17 protein-coding genes are annotated in these 17,339 nt (G+C 52.8%); 12 read left to right on the top strand and 5 right to left on the bottom strand.

The window, feature by feature from the left end; translation table 11 throughout:
- The first annotated feature begins 33 nt into the window (after positions 1-33).
- From fabZ to rnhB, 4 genes are all read left to right on the top strand, one after another.
- Complete coding sequence (gene fabZ, locus ACJJI0_RS00370; protein ID WP_252082651.1) at positions 34-471, top strand: 3-hydroxyacyl-ACP dehydratase FabZ; 438 nt, start codon at positions 34-36, stop codon at positions 469-471.
- A gap of 115 nt (positions 472-586) precedes the next feature.
- Positions 587-1,366, top strand: a complete 780-nt coding sequence (gene lpxA / locus ACJJI0_RS00375) for an acyl-ACP--UDP-N-acetylglucosamine O-acyltransferase (protein WP_444884183.1) — start codon at positions 587-589, stop codon at positions 1,364-1,366.
- Positions 1,367-1,480: 114 nt separating this feature from the next.
- Entirely contained in the window at positions 1,481-2,629 is a 1,149-nt protein-coding gene (gene lpxB, locus ACJJI0_RS00380; protein ID WP_444884184.1) for a lipid-A-disaccharide synthase, read from the top strand.
- Positions 2,630-2,645: 16 nt separating this feature from the next.
- The gene (gene rnhB / locus ACJJI0_RS00385) at positions 2,646-3,263 is read left to right on the top strand and encodes a ribonuclease HII (RefSeq protein WP_444884185.1); all 618 of its coding nucleotides are present in this window, start codon (positions 2,646-2,648) and stop codon (positions 3,261-3,263) included.
- A 23-nt stretch (positions 3,264-3,286) separates the two neighbouring features.
- Here rnhB and ACJJI0_RS00390 read toward each other — a convergent pair whose 3' ends face one another.
- Positions 3,287-4,561, bottom strand: coding sequence for an HlyC/CorC family transporter (locus ACJJI0_RS00390; RefSeq protein WP_444884186.1), 1,275 nt, complete (start codon positions 4,559-4,561; stop codon positions 3,287-3,289).
- Positions 4,562-4,780: 219 nt separating this feature from the next.
- Positions 4,781-5,581, bottom strand: coding sequence for a cytochrome C assembly family protein (locus ACJJI0_RS00395; RefSeq protein ID WP_444884187.1), 801 nt, complete (start codon positions 5,579-5,581; stop codon positions 4,781-4,783).
- A gap of 206 nt (positions 5,582-5,787) precedes the next feature.
- On the opposite strand from ACJJI0_RS00395, the gene ffh reads away from it, so the two are divergent.
- The 6 genes from ffh (at position 5,788) to ACJJI0_RS00425 (ending at position 10,472) form a co-directional block, all read left to right on the top strand.
- Entirely contained in the window at positions 5,788-7,206 is a 1,419-nt protein-coding gene (gene ffh, locus ACJJI0_RS00400; RefSeq protein ID WP_252082643.1) for a signal recognition particle protein, read from the top strand.
- Positions 7,207-7,361: 155 nt separating this feature from the next.
- A complete protein-coding gene (gene rpsP, locus ACJJI0_RS00405; protein ID WP_226648429.1) occupies positions 7,362-7,601 on the top strand; it encodes a 30S ribosomal protein S16 in 240 nt (79 codons plus the stop codon).
- Between the two features lie 22 nt (positions 7,602-7,623).
- Positions 7,624-8,163 carry a ribosome maturation factor RimM gene (gene rimM, locus ACJJI0_RS00410; protein ID WP_444884188.1) on the top strand — a complete coding sequence of 180 codons (540 nt, stop codon included), beginning with the start codon at positions 7,624-7,626 and terminating at the stop codon, positions 8,161-8,163.
- A gap of 11 nt (positions 8,164-8,174) precedes the next feature.
- On the top strand, positions 8,175-8,939 hold the full coding sequence (gene trmD, locus ACJJI0_RS00415) for a tRNA (guanosine(37)-N1)-methyltransferase TrmD (protein WP_444884189.1): 765 nt from the start codon (positions 8,175-8,177) through the stop codon (positions 8,937-8,939).
- A gap of 74 nt (positions 8,940-9,013) precedes the next feature.
- Positions 9,014-9,370 carry a 50S ribosomal protein L19 gene (gene rplS, locus ACJJI0_RS00420; RefSeq protein ID WP_286037023.1) on the top strand — a complete coding sequence of 119 codons (357 nt, stop codon included), beginning with the start codon at positions 9,014-9,016 and terminating at the stop codon, positions 9,368-9,370.
- Between the two features lie 349 nt (positions 9,371-9,719).
- Positions 9,720-10,472: a DsbC family protein gene (locus ACJJI0_RS00425; protein WP_252082637.1), complete on the top strand. Its 753-nt coding sequence runs from the start codon at positions 9,720-9,722 to the stop codon at positions 10,470-10,472.
- A 45-nt stretch (positions 10,473-10,517) separates the two neighbouring features.
- Here the strand turns inward: ACJJI0_RS00425 and aspA are convergent, their stop codons facing one another.
- The 3 genes from aspA to ACJJI0_RS00440 form a co-directional block, all read right to left on the bottom strand.
- Positions 10,518-11,984 carry an aspartate ammonia-lyase gene (gene aspA / locus ACJJI0_RS00430; protein WP_444884190.1) on the bottom strand — a complete coding sequence of 489 codons (1,467 nt, stop codon included), beginning with the start codon at positions 11,982-11,984 and terminating at the stop codon, positions 10,518-10,520.
- A gap of 128 nt (positions 11,985-12,112) precedes the next feature.
- Positions 12,113-12,925, bottom strand: a complete 813-nt coding sequence (locus ACJJI0_RS00435; protein ID WP_252082633.1) for a helix-turn-helix domain-containing protein — start codon at positions 12,923-12,925, stop codon at positions 12,113-12,115.
- 161 nt (positions 12,926-13,086) lie between these two features.
- Complete coding sequence (locus tag ACJJI0_RS00440; protein WP_444884191.1) at positions 13,087-14,094, bottom strand: asparaginase; 1,008 nt, start codon at positions 14,092-14,094, stop codon at positions 13,087-13,089.
- 384 nt (positions 14,095-14,478) lie between these two features.
- Here ACJJI0_RS00440 and ACJJI0_RS00445 point away from each other — a divergent pair, with 384 nt between their 5' ends.
- Positions 14,479-15,801: a homoserine dehydrogenase gene (locus ACJJI0_RS00445; protein WP_444885898.1), complete on the top strand. Its 1,323-nt coding sequence runs from the start codon at positions 14,479-14,481 to the stop codon at positions 15,799-15,801.
- 91 nt (positions 15,802-15,892) lie between these two features.
- Positions 15,893-17,305 carry a threonine synthase gene (gene thrC, locus ACJJI0_RS00450; protein WP_444884192.1) on the top strand — a complete coding sequence of 471 codons (1,413 nt, stop codon included), beginning with the start codon at positions 15,893-15,895 and terminating at the stop codon, positions 17,303-17,305.
- Positions 17,306-17,339: the final 34 nt, after the last annotated feature.

Below are 17,339 nucleotides of genomic sequence, written 5' to 3' on the forward strand. Positions count from 1 at the left end.
AACGCCCCGAAGTGGTTTCTGGGGGCATTTGGAATGATGGATGTAACTGAGATTCGCGAGTACCTGCCACATCGCTATCCGTTTTTATTGGTCGATCGTGTCGTTGAACTCGAAGAAGGGAAGTTTATTAAGGGGTATAAAAATATCTCTATTAATGAAGAGCTGTTTAACGGTCACTTTCCACAGATGCCGATTTTTCCCGGTGTTATGATCGTTGAGGCTCTGGCCCAGGTTTCAGGAATTCTCGGCTTCAAAACATTTGGCAAGAAGCCCGAGGATGGCTACCTGTACCTGTTTGGTGGTGTCGACAAGGCGCGCTTTAAGCGTCAGGTGGTCCCTGGGGACAGGCTGGACCTGATGTCCGAAGCAGTTTCAGTGCGCCGTAATATCTGGAAGTTTTCCTGTAAAGCCAGTGTCGATGGTGAGCTTGCGGCCTCTGCAGATCTTCTGTGTGCGGTGAAGCAGGTTTAAAGCGCTTATTCGTCACTTGACGTGGCTGCTAAGGTGCTTTTGATAACTCTTCCAGTTGTTGTTTATTTGAAGTTGTAGTGTCCGAAGTGTCGCTACCTGAGGAGTAGATTCCAGAATGCAGACAAATATCCACCCCACAGCTATTATCGATCCGACGGCGGTTATCGGTTCCGGGGTGAGTATCGGAGCCTATTCCATAGTTGGCGCCGATGTGGAACTCGGTGATGGCTGTGAAATTGCTTCACATGTTGTATTGAGTGGGCCCACTAAGCTCGGAAAAAATAACCGTATTTACCAGTTTGCCTCGATAGGTCAAGATACGCCGGACAAAAAATATCAAGGCGAGCAGACCACCCTGGTAATCGGCGATAACAATGTTATTCGTGAGGGCGTTACCATCCACCGGGGCACTGTGCAGGATCGTGGGGAAACCACTATCGGCAGTGATAACCTGATTATGGCCTATGCCCACATTGGTCATGACAGTGTTGTCGGTAATCACACCATTCTTGTTAATAATGTGGGGCTCGCCGGCCACGTAATAGTAAAAGATTGGGCAATCCTCAGCGGGTACAGTCTTGTACATCAGCATTGCACCATTGGTGAGCACGCTTTCCTAGGGATGGGCGCAGCGATCGGCAAAGATGTGCCGGCTTATGTCATGGTGGCTGGGAATCCGGCAGAGGCCAAGACTATTAATGCGGAGGGGTTGCGTCGTAGAGGTTTTTCCCGCGAGGATATCTCTCTAATCAACAAGGCATACAAAACGGTCTACCGGCGCGGCCTCACTCTGCAAGAGGCTGTCCAGGCCCTTACGGAACTGCGTGAGCAGTCCCCTGTAATTCAGCCTTGGATTGATTCCCTGCAGACCTCCTCTCGCGGAATTGTCCGCTAAGCACAACTATTTGCGGGAAGTGCTGTTATTGTGCACTTCCTGATTTAGTCTTTTCATATCTTAATCGGTATCTATGAAAATTGAGCCATTTCCACTCTGGGGGAATTGTTAGGCGTGTCAGAAAATAATAAGCCGGTTCGTATTGGTATTGTTGTCGGTGAGGCCTCTGGAGATATCCTCGGTGCAGGTCTTATTGACTCCCTGCGAAAGCGCCTCCCGGGAATTCAGTTTGAAGGGATTGCCGGTCCGCGTATGCAGGCTTTGGGGGCGAAATCCCTTTTTCCAATGGAGCGCCTCTCGGTGATGGGATTGGTTGAGCCGCTAAAACGACTGCCAGAATTATTAAAAATTCGCCGCACTCTGCGCGAGCACTTCACTGAAAATCCGCCGGACCTTTTTATCGGTATCGATTCACCAGATTTTAACTTGTCTCTGGAGGAGTCCCTCAAGGCCGAAGGGGTTCGCACTGTGCATTATGTCAGCCCTTCAGTGTGGGCGTGGCGGCAGGGGCGAATAAAAAAGATTGCTCGTGCTATTGACCATATGCTCACCTTGCTGCCTTTTGAGGCTGCTTTTTATCGTGAAAACCACGTGCCGGTGACTTTTGTGGGGCATCCGTTAGCGGATGATATTCCTTTGCAGGTTAGCAGTGTTGCAGAGCGCAAAGAGCTGGGTCTCACAGTTGATGACCGTGTTATTGCACTGTTACCGGGTAGCCGAGGTGGGGAAGTGCGTTTGCTTGGGCCACTATTTTTGCAGACGGCTCGCTGGTGTTACCAGCGCCATCCCGATCTCAAATTTGTATTGCCGGCAGCAAATGAGCAGCGTTTAGCCGAATTGCGGGAGCAGCTAAAGGATTTTCCGGAACTGCCTGTCACGATATTAGAGGGAGATTCACACAAGGCGCTCAGTGTGTCAGATGCTGTGTTAATTGCTTCAGGAACGGCAACGTTAGAAACCATGCTACTGAAAAAGCCTATGGTGGTTGCCTATAAACTGGGCAAAATTACTTACGCTATCGTCTCTCGTATGCTGCACACTCCCTGGGTTTCTCTGCCCAACTTGCTGGCACAAAGGGAGCTGGTGCCGGAAATCCTGCAGAGTGATGCGACCCCGGAGAATCTCGGAGCGGCGTTGATGCGCTATTTTGAAGATCCACTACTGGGTGATCAGTTGCAGCGCGAATTTGACGATCTTCACCAGCAATTGCGTCGAAATGCCTCTGAGCGGGCAGCCGATGCTATCTGTGCTCTTTTGAAGTAATCGGGTTTTATAAACCATGAGTGTTAAAAAAGAATTACCTCCGTACATCTGTCCTTATAAAGGTGATCTTCTCGCTGGAGTCGATGAAGTTGGCCGTGGCCCATTAGCTGGAGATGTAGTGGCGGCTGCAGTAATTCTCGATCCAGCAGAGCCCATTTTGGGGCTGGCCGACTCCAAAAAACTTAGTGAGAAAAAACGAGAGTCGCTCTTTGAGGAAATTTGTGAGCGTGCGTTGAGTTTTTCTATTGCCCGTGCAACCGTCGAAGAAATTGATCAGATCAATATTCTGCAGGCGAGTTTATTGGCAATGCGCCGTGCAGTGGAGCAGTTGCCACTACAGCCTGAGTTTGTGTTAGTAGATGGTAATAAAAGACCGGACTGGTCTTATCCCTGCGATACTGTGATTAAAGGGGATGGTCGCGTTGCCGCCATTGCTGCGGCCTCAATTTTGGCCAAAGTGACCCGTGATCGAGAGATGGTGGAGTTGGATGCACGCTATCCAGGTTATGGGCTGGCCGGCCACAAAGGTTATCCAACTAAAGCTCATATGCAGGCCCTGGAAGAATTGGGCCCCAGCCCACTGCACCGGGTGAGTTTTGCCCCGGTAAGGAAACTCTTAGAGGATATTGCTTAAACCCAAGGTTGTAGAGCGCTTGACTAGCGCTCAATTTTTTTGATCCTGGCTCTGATAATCATTTTGTCGGACACCTCTTCAATTTCCACTTGGTAATTATTGAGGATGAATAAACTGATATTGCCATCTGGGATGCTTTCAAGGTGCTCCATAAGGAGACCGTTGAAAGTCTTTGGGCCGTCGGTGGTCAGGTCCCAATTTAGCGTGCGGTTGATATCCCGGATAGAGGTTCCACCCTCGATCATATACCAGCCGCTTTCCATGGCGACAATTTCCTCATCGTCGCTGGGAACTGGGCTCGCGGTGAAGTCGCCGACAATTTCCTCCAGTAGATCTTCTAGAGTTACTATCCCCATCACCTCCCCATATTCATCCACAACCAAGCCCATGCGGCGCTTGGTTTTCTGGAAGTTCATTAGCAGGGTGGGCAGTGGGGTGGCCTCGGGTACAAAGTAAGGTTCACCGGTAAAGGACTTGAGACGTTCAGCTGTGAGTTTGTCTGGGCCGTCTCGCAGTATCTGTGCGGCGCGACGCAGGTGCAAAATACCCACTACCTGATTGATATCTCCCCGGTATACCGGCAGGCGGGTGTAAGTACTCTCTGCCAGTTGTTGGAGAATCTGATCGGCGCTGTTTTCCAGGTCGATTCCCATGACCTCGTTGCGCGGGATCATAATGTCTTCCACTGTGGCCTGGTCCAGGTCCAGCACATTGAGAAGCATGCCTTTGTGCTTGCTGGGAAGCAGGGCGCCAGATTCGAACACCACTGTTCTAAGTTCCTCGGGCGCTAGGTGTTCTGCCTCGTTGCCAGCAGTTGCTTCAACGCCTACCAGGCGCGCAAGTCCATTGGATATGCTGCCGACGAGTAATACAAACGGTGTCAGAAGCCATTGCAGTGGGCGTAAAATTAGCGATGCAGGAAATGCCACTCTCTCCGGGTGAAGAGCGGCAATGGTTTTTGGGGTGACTTCCGCAAAAATAAGAATAACGATTGTGAGAGCGCCGGTAGCGTAGAAGAGGCCGGCATCGCCGTACAGTTGAGTAAAGACAGCACCGGCAATTACTGAGGCCAGGATATTGACCAGATTATTGCCAATCAGGATAACGCCGATCAGCTTGTCCGGTCGGGCAAGCAGTTCCATGGCCCGCTTGGCGCCGCGGTGACCGCTCTTGGCCTGGTGGCGCAGGCGGTAGCGGTTCAGCGCCATCATGCTGGTTTCGGAGCTGGAAAAGAAAGCCGATATCACAATCAGCAGGGCAAGCAGGCTAAACAGCAGGCCCGGGGGCATCTCGTTCAAGGGAGAACTCTTTTTATTTCTGAGCGGAGATATTGAAACAGAACGGCTACCTCCGCAAGTTTTCCGGTCACTTATAAACCTAAATAAACCCGGTAAAGGCTATAGGGGCGGTTGAGGAGATCAAGGGGTGTTTGGTCTCCTCCCTGAAAATGGCACCTGTGAGCGAATGTCAGTGCCGTTTGCTTATACTCGACTTTAAACGGCTCCTCTTTAGTATTCTTAGCCGCGCTGAAGGATAACCTCAATAACCAACTTACTACCAAAGTAGGCCAGCATTAGTGCAGCAAAGGCACACAGAGTCCAACGCACGGCAGTGTTACCGCGCCAACCCCACTGCCAATGCCCCCAAAGAAGAATACTGTAAAGCACCCAGGCGAGCAGGGAGAGCACTGTCTTGTGTAGGGGGCCCTGCTCAAAAAGGTTACCCACAAAGATAAATCCGGTAATCAGGGAGGCAGTTAACAGTAATTGGCCGAAAGCAATTAACCCAAAGAGTAATGACTCCATGCTTTGCAGGGGGGGGAGCAGGCGCATGGCACCCACTGGCCGATGGTTGTGTAGCTGCTGGTTCAGGTAATAAAGGTAGATGGCCTGTAGGGTTGCAAGAGTAAGTAGGGAGTAGGCGGAGATTGATAGCAGCGCGTGTATGGCAATCCCAGAAGATAACTGTTGGTGTGGTGCAACGCCTCCCCAGGTGTGGGACGCGGTCAGTTCGGTGAGTGCTCCTAACGGGGCAAAAATCAGTATCAACAAGGTTAGTGGTCGATTCACCGCTAGGATAAGCAGCAATAAGTTCACCACCCAGGTGATTAATGACAGCATTGCTAACAGATCAAAGCGATAGCCTGCTGAGGAAAACAGTGTCTGCGCAAGGGATATTGCGTGGGTGGCCAGGGCTCCGGCGAGCAGGCCCAGGAGCAGTTTACGATCGGGCTGTTGGGCGCGGGCAAGGGCCCTGGCCGCGACAATGGTGGTAGCTATATATAGCGCGATGGCCGTCCAGTGGGCGAATGCCGCCATTGGTTAGATCCGTATCTTCTAAGCAGTGGAGGAGGAGTGTGTCACAGCACGCTTTAACAGGGAAGATCTGGTGATATTTCGGCTGTGACGGGACCTGAGCTATACTGCCGCGCCTCAGAGTGGGAGTTTGGAGATACTCCCCAAAAAAATTTCGCGGCCCTCCGCACCGGGGTCCTGTCCGCAATCGGAGAAATCGAGACGAATTTATGTTCGATAACCTGAGTGACCGCTTATCGGCGGCCCTAAAAAAAGTCACCGGCAAGGCCCGTCTGACCGATGACAATATCCGCGATACCCTGCGTGAAGTGCGCAAAGCGCTGCTTGAGGCGGATGTCGCTCTGCCAGTCGTGAAGGCCTTTGTACAGCAAGTGCGCACAGCCGCTGTTGGGCAGAAGGTTAGCAAGGCCCTGAACCCGGGGCAGCAGTTCGTCAAGATTGTTCAGGATGAGCTGGTTAAGGTGATGGGTGCTGCTGCAGAGCCGCTCAACCTTGCAGTTCAGCCCCCCGCTGTGATTTTGATGGCGGGCCTTCAGGGGGCCGGTAAAACCACCAGTGTTGCCAAGCTAGCCAAATACCTGCAGGAGCGGGAAAAGAAGAAAGTTATGGTGGTGAGTGCGGACGTGTATCGCCCCGCAGCCATCAAGCAGCTGGAAACTCTGGCAGGTGAAGTGGGCGCGCTGTTCCATGCTTCAACTCCTGATCAGAAGCCCCTGGATATTGCCAAGGGTGCAGTGGATGCGGCTCGCAAGCAATTTGCCGATGTACTGATTGTCGATACCGCGGGTCGTCTGCATATTGACAGTCAGCTGATGGATGAAATCCGCGAGCTGCACAGTGAGTTGGATCCCGCAGAAACCCTGTTTGTTATCGACGCAATGATCGGTCAGGATGCGGTAAATACCGCCAGCGCCTTCAATGAGGCCCTGCCACTGACCGGGGTTATTCTGACTAAGGCAGATGGTGATGCACGCGGTGGTGCGGCACTCTCTGTGCGCCATGTTACTGGCAAGCCGATCAAGTTTATCGGTGTTGGTGAAAAGACCGACGCCCTGGAAACCTTCCACCCGGACCGTATCGCCTCCCGTATCCTGGGTATGGGCGACATTCTGTCTCTGATTGAAGAAGCAGAGCAGAAGATCGATAAAGAGAAAGCCGAAAAGCTGGTTAAGAAGGTCCAGAAAGGTAAAGGCTTTGACCTGGAAGACTTGCGCGACCAGTTGCAGCAAATGCAAAACATGGGTGGCTTTGGCTCCCTGCTGGAGAAAATGCCCGGCATGGGTGGTGTGGCGCAGGCCGCACAACAGGCCGACATGGGTAAAGAATTTAAGCGTATGGACGCCCTGATTTCCTCCATGACGCCGGCCGAACGCCGCAATCCTGACCTTCTTAACGGTTCGCGCAAGCGCCGTATCGTCGCCGGCTCCGGCACCCAGCTGCAAGATCTCAATCGCTTGCTTAAACAGCATAAGCAGATGGGCAAGATGATGAAAAAGCTCAAGGGCGGCGGTATGGGCAAGATGATGCGCGGCCTCGGTGGAATGACCGGGGGTGGTGGTCTGCCCGGAGGTCTCGGCGGAATGGGCGGTATGCCCGGTGGCCTGCCCCCCGGATTCAAGAAAAAGTAAGGGTTTTCGGGGCTCTGAGGGCCCTAGGAATCGCTATACAAATCTCTGGCGGTACATTAGAATACGCCGCCTTTCAGCCGGGTGAGCTGCCGGCAGAGATGTTTGGGTGACAGCTTATTGCTGTCGCCAAGTGTTAAAAAATACAGGAAAGTTACATGGTAACCATTCGTTTGGCTCGTGGCGGTGCTAAAAAACGCCCGTTCTATCACCTGACCGTAACCGACAGCCGCAAGTCTCGCGACGGTCGATTCATTGAGCGTGTTGGCTTCTTCAACCCGGTTGCCCGTGGCCAGGAAGAGCGTCTGCGCATTGATCGTGAGCGTGTTGACTACTGGCTGGGTCACGGTGCTCAGGTTTCTGATCGCGTCAGCAAGCTGCTGAAAGAATCTGCTTAATTTGCGCGTAAGTGGTGCTCCTGTGGCAGATAACGGAAAACCTTCCGAAGAGTTGGTCACGGTTGGGCGCGTTACTACCGTTTATGGTGTGCGCGGCTGGGTCAAGGTTCACTCCTATACCGAGCCGATGGACAACATCCTGCAGTTCCCTAATTGGCGCTTGCAGGGGCCGAAAGGTTGGGAAGCTCTCGAAATTGACGCTGGTAAGCGTCACGGTAAGGGCTTAATAGTACATGTGAAAGGCATTGATGACCGCGATTTGGCGGCTCGACTTTGCCAGCGCGATATAGCTGTAGCTCGTGAACTGATGCCTGAGCTTGAGCGGGGTGAGTATTACTGGCACCAGCTCGAGGGATTAAAGGTTGTCAGCCATTTCGATGGCGAAGATCACGACTTTGGTATCGTCGCCCGCATGATGGAAACTGGCGCCAACGATGTAATGGTGGTGCGCGGTGGAGCGGATAAGCGCGAGCGCTTGATTCCCTATCTGCCGGATCAGTTTATAACCAATATTGACCTGGAAGCCGGTGTAATAACCGTCGACTGGGACCCAGCTTTTTAAGGCGCTGAGCGATGACTAAAAAAATCGCTCTGGTAAGCATTTTTCCGGAGATGTTTGCTGCATTGACCGAGTATGGTGTCAGCGGTCGGGCCGTCAAATATGGCCTGTTGGAAGTGCGCTGCTGGAACCCTCGGGATTTCACCAGTGACAAGCATCGCACTGTGGATGATCGCCCTTATGGCGGTGGTCCCGGAATGGTGATGATGGCTGAACCCCTTTATCAGTCCCTGCAGGCCGCGCGCGCCTGGGCTGGGGAAGAGGGCGAAGCTGTACGCACTATCTACCTGTCTCCGCAGGGACAGCAACTGGATCAGCGCGGGGTCGAAAACCTCTCTGGCGCTGGCAATCTGGTTTTGCTGGCCGGGCGCTACGAAGGGGTAGATGAGCGTATCGTCGAATCAATGATCGACGAGGAGTGGTCCATTGGTGACTATGTCCTAAGTGGTGGTGAACTGGCTGCTATGGTGTTGGTGGATACCATTACACGGCTGATTCCCGGCGCGCTAGGGCACGACCAGTCGGCGGTTGAGGATTCATTCTCCTCGGGTTTGCTCGACTGTCCCCACTATACCCGGCCCGAACAGTACCGGGGTGTGGCGGTACCGGAAGTGTTGCTCTCGGGCAACCACGAAAGAATACGCCGCTGGCGCCTGAAGCAGGCACTGGCGCGCACACAGCAGCGTCGACCCGACCTTTTGGATGGGCTGGAGCTGAACAAGGAGCAGAAGCAACTGTTGGAAGAAATTCAACAGGAGCGGAAATCCGATAAAACTTGATGCCGGATTCGCCGGGAGGCGGGAGTAGTTCGGTGAACTAGCTGAGAAGCTACATAAACTCTATTTGGGAGCAAATCCAAATGACTAACAAAATTATCCAGCAGCTGGAGCAGGAACAGCTGAAGAGCGAAGTACCTCCCTTCGCGCCGGGCGACACTGTAATCGTTCAAGTGAAAGTAAAAGAAGGTAACCGCGAGCGTCTGCAGGCGTTCGAAGGTGTGGTAATCGGCAAGCGCAACCGCGGCCTGAACTCCTCCTTTACCGTGCGTAAAATCTCCCACGGTGTTGGTGTTGAGCGTACTTTCCAGACTCACAGCCCGCTGGTTGACAGCATCAAGGTTAAGCGTCGTGGTGACGTACGCCAGGCTAAACTCTACTACCTGCGCAGCCTGACTGGTAAAGCCGCACGTATTAAAGAGAAGCTTAACTAAGCACCTCTCATACAGCTCGTAGAAAAGCCGGGGTTATTCTCCGGCTTTTTTGTATCCGTAGTCTTCCCTTTATGGCCAGTCATGTGCCAAGCCCGAAAGGCTGAATTGCCATGGAAGTGCATTTGAACTTCTGGCCTCACGCTTCTCCCTTTGTCCCCGACAGCTACGCTATCTACCCCTGTATCCTTTAGATCAGCGCACAACTTGGGAGTTTGTACGTAGTGTCCAGTGCCTGAATATGTTAAAACGCGCCATGTGGATCTGAAATGGCATATAGCTGCCATACTGGCTGGAACTGAAGGCCGACGTTTGAGTCGAACCTCATTGAGAATTTAAGGAGCAATCGGTAATGATGCTTATCAAGAAGCCGCTGGCGCTCGCTGGAGTGCTGCTCGGTCTGCTTGGCCCAGCGGCCCTTGCAGAGGTCGACGCAAACGTTGCGAAGACAATCAAAGCCCGCCTTGAGGCAAGTAACCCCAAGCCTACTTATGGTGAAGTGCGTGAGACCCCGATCGAGGGGCTCTACGAAGTAGAGCTTGACGGTGGTAGCAGTACTCTGTTTGTCTCAGCCGATGGCAACCATTTTATTCTGGGGGACCTGTTCCAGGCTAAGACTGGCGGAGGCTTTGCGAACCTCTCTGAGGGGCGCCGAGCAACTCGCCGGGCCAAGGTGATGGAAACCCAAAGCATCGACGATATGATCGTCTTCTCGCCCAAAGGCGAGACCAAAGCGCGTATCTATGTTTTCACCGATGTCGACTGTGGCTATTGCCGCAAGTTGCACCAGGATGTTCCTGAGCTGAACAAGCGCGGGATCGAAGTAAGATATTTGGCATTCCCGCGCGGAGGCCTGCAATCTCTGGGTTATCGCAAGCTCGCTACTGCCTGGTGTGCCGATGACACCAATAAAACGCTCACCGCATTGAAGAACCGCGAAAACGTGCCTTTGCAGGTCTGCAATAACAACCCGGTTGCCGCCCAATATAAATTGGGTAACGAGGTGATCGATGTACGCGGCACGCCCACTATTGTGATGGAGGATGGCAGGGTTGTGCCCGGTTATCTGCCTCCAGCCACTCTAATTAAAGAGCTGGGTATTTAAGATCAGCGGAAGAAAGCGGCCTCTCTAAAGCGGCCGCTTTTTTATCTAAGTCGGGCTCTTCAATGCTACTTTACGTGGCTGAGTCATATTCTCTGGAGCGAGAATATCATTTAACTCTTCCTCACTTAGTAACCCCTCATCCAAAATCAACTGCTTGACGCTCGCGCCCGTCATCAATGCTTGCTGGGCAATACGAGTGGCATTTTCGTAGCCGATAAACGGATTTACCGCGGTGATCAGGCCGATACTGTTTTCTACCAACTGCCGGCAATGCTCTTCATTCGCGCTGATGCCATTGACACAGCGTTGAGCCAAGGTATGCATGGCTTGGGTCATTAAGCGCATAGACTGTAGCAAGTTGAAGGCGATAACTGGTTCCATGACATTTAACTGCAGCTGGCCCGATTCCGCTGCCAAGGTGATTGTCAGGTCGTTACCGATTACTTGGTAGGCCACCTGGTTGACCACCTCGGGAATTACTGGATTTACCTTACCAGGCATAATGGAGGAGCCTGGCTGCATCGGTGGCAGATTGATTTCATTGAGACCTGCGCGAGGGCCGCTGGAGAGAAGGCGTAGGTCGCTGCAGATCTTTGAAATTTTTACTGCGATACGTTTCATTACCCCGGAAAACATGACGAAGGCACCCATATCAGAAGTGGCCTCTACTAGATTTTCCGCGCAGACAAAGTCGATGCTGGAAATTTCAGACAGTGCCGATACAACCAGTTGACGATATTGCGGGTCGGTATTAATACCTGTACCGATTGCGGTGCCGCCCATATTGATTTCTTTAAACAGGGCTACTAGCTCTTTAACCCGAGCGACATCTTCACGAATGGTTGCAGCAAAAGCGGCAAACTCCTGCCCCAGGGTCATGGGTACTGCATCCTGTAGCTGGGTGCGGCCCATTTTAATAACCTGTGCAAATTCCTTGGCTTTGCCATCAAATTCGATACACAGCTCCTCCATAGACTGCACCAGGTCGTTGTAGCTGAGCAGGACTGCTAGGTTGATGGAGGAGGGGTAAACATCGTTGGTGGATTGCGATAGGTTTACATGGTTGTTGGGGTGAGCGTTTTTGTATTCACCCTTATTGTGGCCGAGCAATTCCAGCGCGCGATTGGCAATTACTTCATTGGCGTTCATATTGGTGGAGGTGCCGGCACCGCCTTGAATCATGTCTACCAGGAATTGATCGTGCAGCTTGCCTTCAATAATTTCATCGCAGGCTTTGGCAATTGCCGCTTCCAGGTTCTTTTCCAGGTAGCCGAGTTCGCAGTTGGCATGAGCCGCAGCCTTCTTCACCATGGCCAGCGCTTTGACCAAATTAGGGAAGTGGTTGAGGGTGATACCAGTAATTTGGAAGTTTTCCAGGGCGCGCAGGGTTTGAATGCCAAAATAGACATCGGCCGGTACTTCGCGCTCTCCGAGCAAGTCTTTTTCGGTGCGGTATTCACTACTGGTAGTGAATACCGGCATGGGTTTTAGGGTGTGGAAATCGTTTGTCATGGACTTCTGCTTTCTCTTCATCTGCATAAGGGCAAGTGCACCAATAACCAGAATTAACCTGGGTTACGGGGTGCCCGTGGTTGTTATCATTTGGGCCTCTTGGTTGGGCCTTTAATAGAAATTCATGCTTAAAGTGGAGTGGCAAAAAAACTCTGTGGACCTTCAGTGTTTGAGGCTCGGATATTTTCGCGAATACTGCGATTGATCTCATCGGAATCCGGGCCAAATACCCCGCACAGTTTTAATGCGTTTTTGATGCTGATATTACGTCCGAGAGATTCCAGCAATACTTTTGTACATACGGGTTCGCGCCGGTCACTGGCAGAGGCGCCCAGCTTGAGGCCGGATAAATAACTCACTCGGCTTTTATAGGTGGGATAGAGGATTGTCTGGGCGATTTCGTTGCGTGTCAGCGCTTCGTAGCCAATCAAAAATATACGCTCAGAGAGAAAAAGCAGCATGCCTTTGTAGCGGGACTTGTACCACTCCTCCCTATCTGGATAGCGCATGCGCTCGAAGCGCTGGAAGTAATATCCTTCCCCATCGGACTCGATATGCAGCAGGCTGCGAATAATATGATCGGGAAAAGTCATCGAGTAGTGATATTCAAAGTAAAAGCCCAGGTATTTATCAGCGCGCCCCTGTGACTCCCGCATTAGCAAGTCAATATCCATAGAGTAGGGGCGGGAGGATTCGACAGTCGTAGCGGTGCGGCGCACCCGAACAATTTGCTCAAACTGTTCGGCGGGCATCAAAATTTCATGGGGTTCAACACCAAAGAAGTGGCAGATTTTACTGAGAGTGTACTGTGAGGGCTGAGTATTGCCGCTGAGGTATTTGTTAAATTGTGCTCGGTTCACACCCATGCGCCGACACACTTCGGCGATGGAGCGATAGAAACTGCACAGCAGGCGTAAGTTTTGTGAAAAATTATTGCTCATCAAGGAGTATCTGCTTCTGGTCTAAATGCCCAGTATTTTCCTCTAAACCAATACCTGGCCACATTTGGTCGCCCGATAAAAAGCCGTCGGGATTTATATCTGCAACGATAAGCTAGCAGAATTTTTTCTGCGCATTGCTCAATAAATCCCGTTTGATTTTGTTAGGGGGTGCATTCCCCGCATAGCGGGGTTTCCATTAAGTCTTTAACTTCACTGTTTGTGTGGTTCATGGCTAACAGGTGATTCAATTTGGCATAGCAGGCTTCGCTGGTCATATCCAGGCCACCGATCACACCGGCGCGCAGTAGTGCGGAGCCGGCAGCGTACTTGCCGAGATCCACATGGTTTTCCAGGCATTGTGATACCGCCACACAAATAATTCCCAGCTCTGTAGCTCTGGTAAGCTGCTCGGTAAATGCCTGATTGTCGGTGGGGGCATTGCCGGTACCGTAGGTTTCAATCACTATACCGCGTGGGCGTGCTTCAATAACTTTACTGAGAAACAGCGGAGTAATTCCGGGGAATAGTTTCACTAATACAACGCTGCCATCGGCGTTATCGGGGATTTCAAACTGCGGTGTGTCTCCGTGCATCAATAAAGCATTAGGATCGATATGCACCTGGATGCCCACTTCGCCGAGGCTCGGATAATTGGGACTGGAGAAGGCATCCAGTGAGCCGGAGCTAACTTTTACCGCACGGTTGCCACGCAACAGCTTGCCGTTAAAGTAGAGGCAGACCTCACCGATACTATCTGAACCGCTCAATAGCAAGGCGGCGATTAAATTGTTATAGGCGTCGCTGCGCATTTCCCGCAAGGGGATCTGAGAGCCGGTTACCACTACCGGTTTGGCCAGTCCCTGCAGGGCGAAGGACAGCGCGGAGGCGGTATAAGCCATAGTATCGGTGCCGTGCAGCACAACAAAGCCTGTGTAGTGGCTATAGTTGTCGCGTATCAGGGCGGCGATGCGGTACCAGTCCTGGGGCTGCATATTGGCGCTGTCGAGGAGCGGGTCGAGGGCCTGGAAATCATAGCTCGGCAGTTGGCCGATCACATCCTGTAGCAGGCGCTGCAGGGCATCTTCAAGATCGGCGTCCGGCACATAGCCGGATTCACTGCGGCGCATTCCCAGGGTTCCGCCAGTATAAAGGATAAGGGTTTTTTTCATCACTCGACCGCTATCTGAGTCCGTTTTTCAGTGCGCCCATTTTTTAGAAAAGGCGCGGTGGATGCAATTTCGCAGGTTGCTGGTACCTGATGCTAGTAGATGCACTTATAGCATCTACTGAGGATGGCTCCTATTTCAAGGAGTTCTTTTGGGTGACAAAAGTTTCGTTTACCCCATCGTTGAGGGTGGAGTTTGGCTGGCGCAATTTTATTGACTTTTTTGCTTTCAGCTCGGTAAGGTTGTCGATATTTTGTTAATTTTATTTGTTTTTATTGCGTCTTCTCCTGGTGTGGCATTTTAGGTTGGGGTGCATTACCGGGGGCCTACGCGCGGAGGGAATTTGTGAGCGCAACAATTGAAGACGTCGCAGAGGCGGCGGATCAGATGCCTGCGGTAGAGCCGCAGCGTGCAGTGCGTATTGGTGTTTGCGGTTTGGGCACGGTGGGCAGCGGAACAATCAATGTCCTGGCGCGCAATGGAAACGAAGTGGCCGCGCGTTGTGGCCGTTCGGTAGTGATTGAGCAGGTCGGGGCCCGCCGCGACAACCCCGATTGCGATACCAGTGAGCTGGATGTTACCCGCGATATCTTCGATGTCGCCAACAACCCCAATGTCGACATTTTGGTGGAGCTGATTGGCGGCACCACGGTAGCGCGCGAGCTGGTCTTGGTGGCAATTGAAAACGGCAAGCATGTGGTGACCGCGAACAAGGCACTGATCGCCGAGCACGGTAATGAGCTGTTTGAACTGGCCGCACAAAAGGGCGTCACCATTGCCTATGAAGCGGCCGTGGCCGGCGGCATCCCTATTATTAAATCCCTGCGCGAAGGCCTGGTGGGCAACCGCATCGAATGGCTCGCCGGCATTATTAATGGCACAGGAAATTATATCCTCACTGAAATGCGCGAGAAGGGGCGCAGTTTTGATGAGGCTCTGGTTCAGGCACAGGCTCTGGGATATGCAGAAGCAGACCCGACCTTCGATGTAGAAGGCATCGATGCTGCGCACAAGCTGGTAATTATGGCCTCCCTGGCTTTCACTATCCCGCTTGCCTTCGACAAGGTATATACCGAGGGTATCAGCCGCATTTGTCCGGAGGATATCCGCTATGCCGATGAACTCGGCTATCGCATTAAACATCTGGGCATCGCACGCCGCACAGAGCAGGGGGTGGAACTGCGGGTACATCCAACCCTGATTCCACAGCGTCGCCTGATCGCCAATGTAAATGGTGTGATGAATGCGGTGTTGGTCAACGGCGATGCGGTGGGGCCAACGCTGTATTACGGCGCAGGCGCCGGTGCCGAAGCTACAGCCTCGGCAGTGATTGCCGATATTGTCGATGTGGCGCGCACCCTGGATGCCAAGCCGGATCAGCGGGTACCGGCTGCCGGGGTGGCCTTGGCAGAGCAGGGCGATACCCTGGTGTTGCCGGAGGAAGAGGTGGTCACCAGCTATTACCTGCGTATTTCCGCTCATGATAAGCCGGGTGTTATGTCCAAGGTGGCAACTATTTGTAGCGATCAGGGCATCAGCATTGAGGCCCTGATCCAGCACGAGCCGGTCGATGGGGAAGAGTTGGTCCCAGTGGTGATTCTCACCAGCCGTGCCAGGGAGGCCTGCCTGCGCGAAGCGGTTACACAAATTGAGGCCCTGGATACGGTTGAAGGGAAAGTGGTGCGTATTCGCGTGGAGAGCCTCGGTTAAGCCCTCTCCCCTATTGCTAGATGGTGCCTTTCTCTATGAATAGGCGCCAGTTTTCTTTATTGCCTACGAGATCCAAGAGCGAAACAACACCGTGAAATTTGTCAGCACCCGCGGCCGCGCGCCGTCTCTCTCTTTTGCCGATACTGTCCTCACCGGGCTCGCCAGCGATGGCGGTCTCTATGTGCCCGAGTCACTGCCGCAATTTACCCGAGAGGATATTGCGGCTATGGCGGGTATGGATTACCAGCGGTTGGCTTTTGAAATTATCCGGCCGTTTGTGGGAGAGGATCTTAGTGAGCGGGAGCTGCGCAATATTATCGAGCGCTCTTATGGTTTGGGGCAGGGGCAGTTTCGTCACAGGGCGGTAGCGCCTTTGGTGCAGACCGATACCAACGAGTGGATTCTGGAGCTTTTCCACGGCCCGACTCTGGCCTTTAAAGATTTTGCCCTGCAGTTTCTCGGTCAGTTGTTCGACCACCTGCTGAAAAAGCGTGGTGAGCGCGTGGTGGTGATGGGGGCGACTTCGGGGGATACCGGTTCGGCGGCAATTGAAGGCTGCCGCCACTGCGACAATATCGATATTTTTATTTTGCATCCCCACAATCGGGTCTCAGAAGTACAGCGCCGGCAGATGACCACAGTGTTGTCAGACAATGTGTTCAATATCGCCATGGAAGGTAATTTTGACGATTGCCAGAATATGGTGAAGGCCAGCTTCGCCAACCAGTCCTTTTTGCCCGATGGGCGTCGTTTAGTGGCGGTGAACTCCATTAATTGGGCGCGCATTATGGCGCAGATTGTCTACTACTTTTACGCGGCCTTGCGACTGGGCGCACCAGATAAGACGGTAAATTTCTCCGTGCCCACCGGCAATTTTGGCGATATTTTTGCCGGTTACCTAGCAAAGCAGATGGGTTTGCCAATCGACCAGTTGGTGATCGCTACCAATGCCAACGATATCCTGCACCGCTGCATCAGCGATAACGATCACACGCCCAAACCGCTGATACACAGCCTGTCGCCCAGCATGGATATCATGGTGTCGAGCAATTTTGAGCGCCTGCTGTTTGATCTCTACGGCCGCGATGGTGCCGCAGTGGCGGAGTTGCTGGCAGATCGCAGTGTACCTATGCACTTGAGCGAATCGGCCCTGGCGCAGGCCCAAAAGACATTTTCCAGCTATAGGGTCGACGATGCGCGTACTATTGAGGTGATTCGTGAGCAGTACCTGGCGACCGGCTATTTGCTCGATCCCCATACCGCTATTGGTGTCGAGGCCGCAAGAAGGGTGCGCCGCTCCGCCGAGCAGCCAATGGTTTGCTTATCCACCGCACACCCGGCAAAATTCCCCGATGCTGTGGCGCAGGCACTGCCACAAACCGAAATTCCCCTGCCGGTCCATATGCAGGACCTCTGGCAACGCGAAGAGCGATTCAAGGTGCTGCCCAACGACTTGTCCCAGGTGCACGACTATATGGCGACCATGCTGTCCGAAGGGCACTAGCTGGCGCAGCGAGGGACTTGGCGGCCGGATTAAA

It is taken from the genome of Microbulbifer mixtoriginis (SeqCode), from assembly GCF_052466695.1.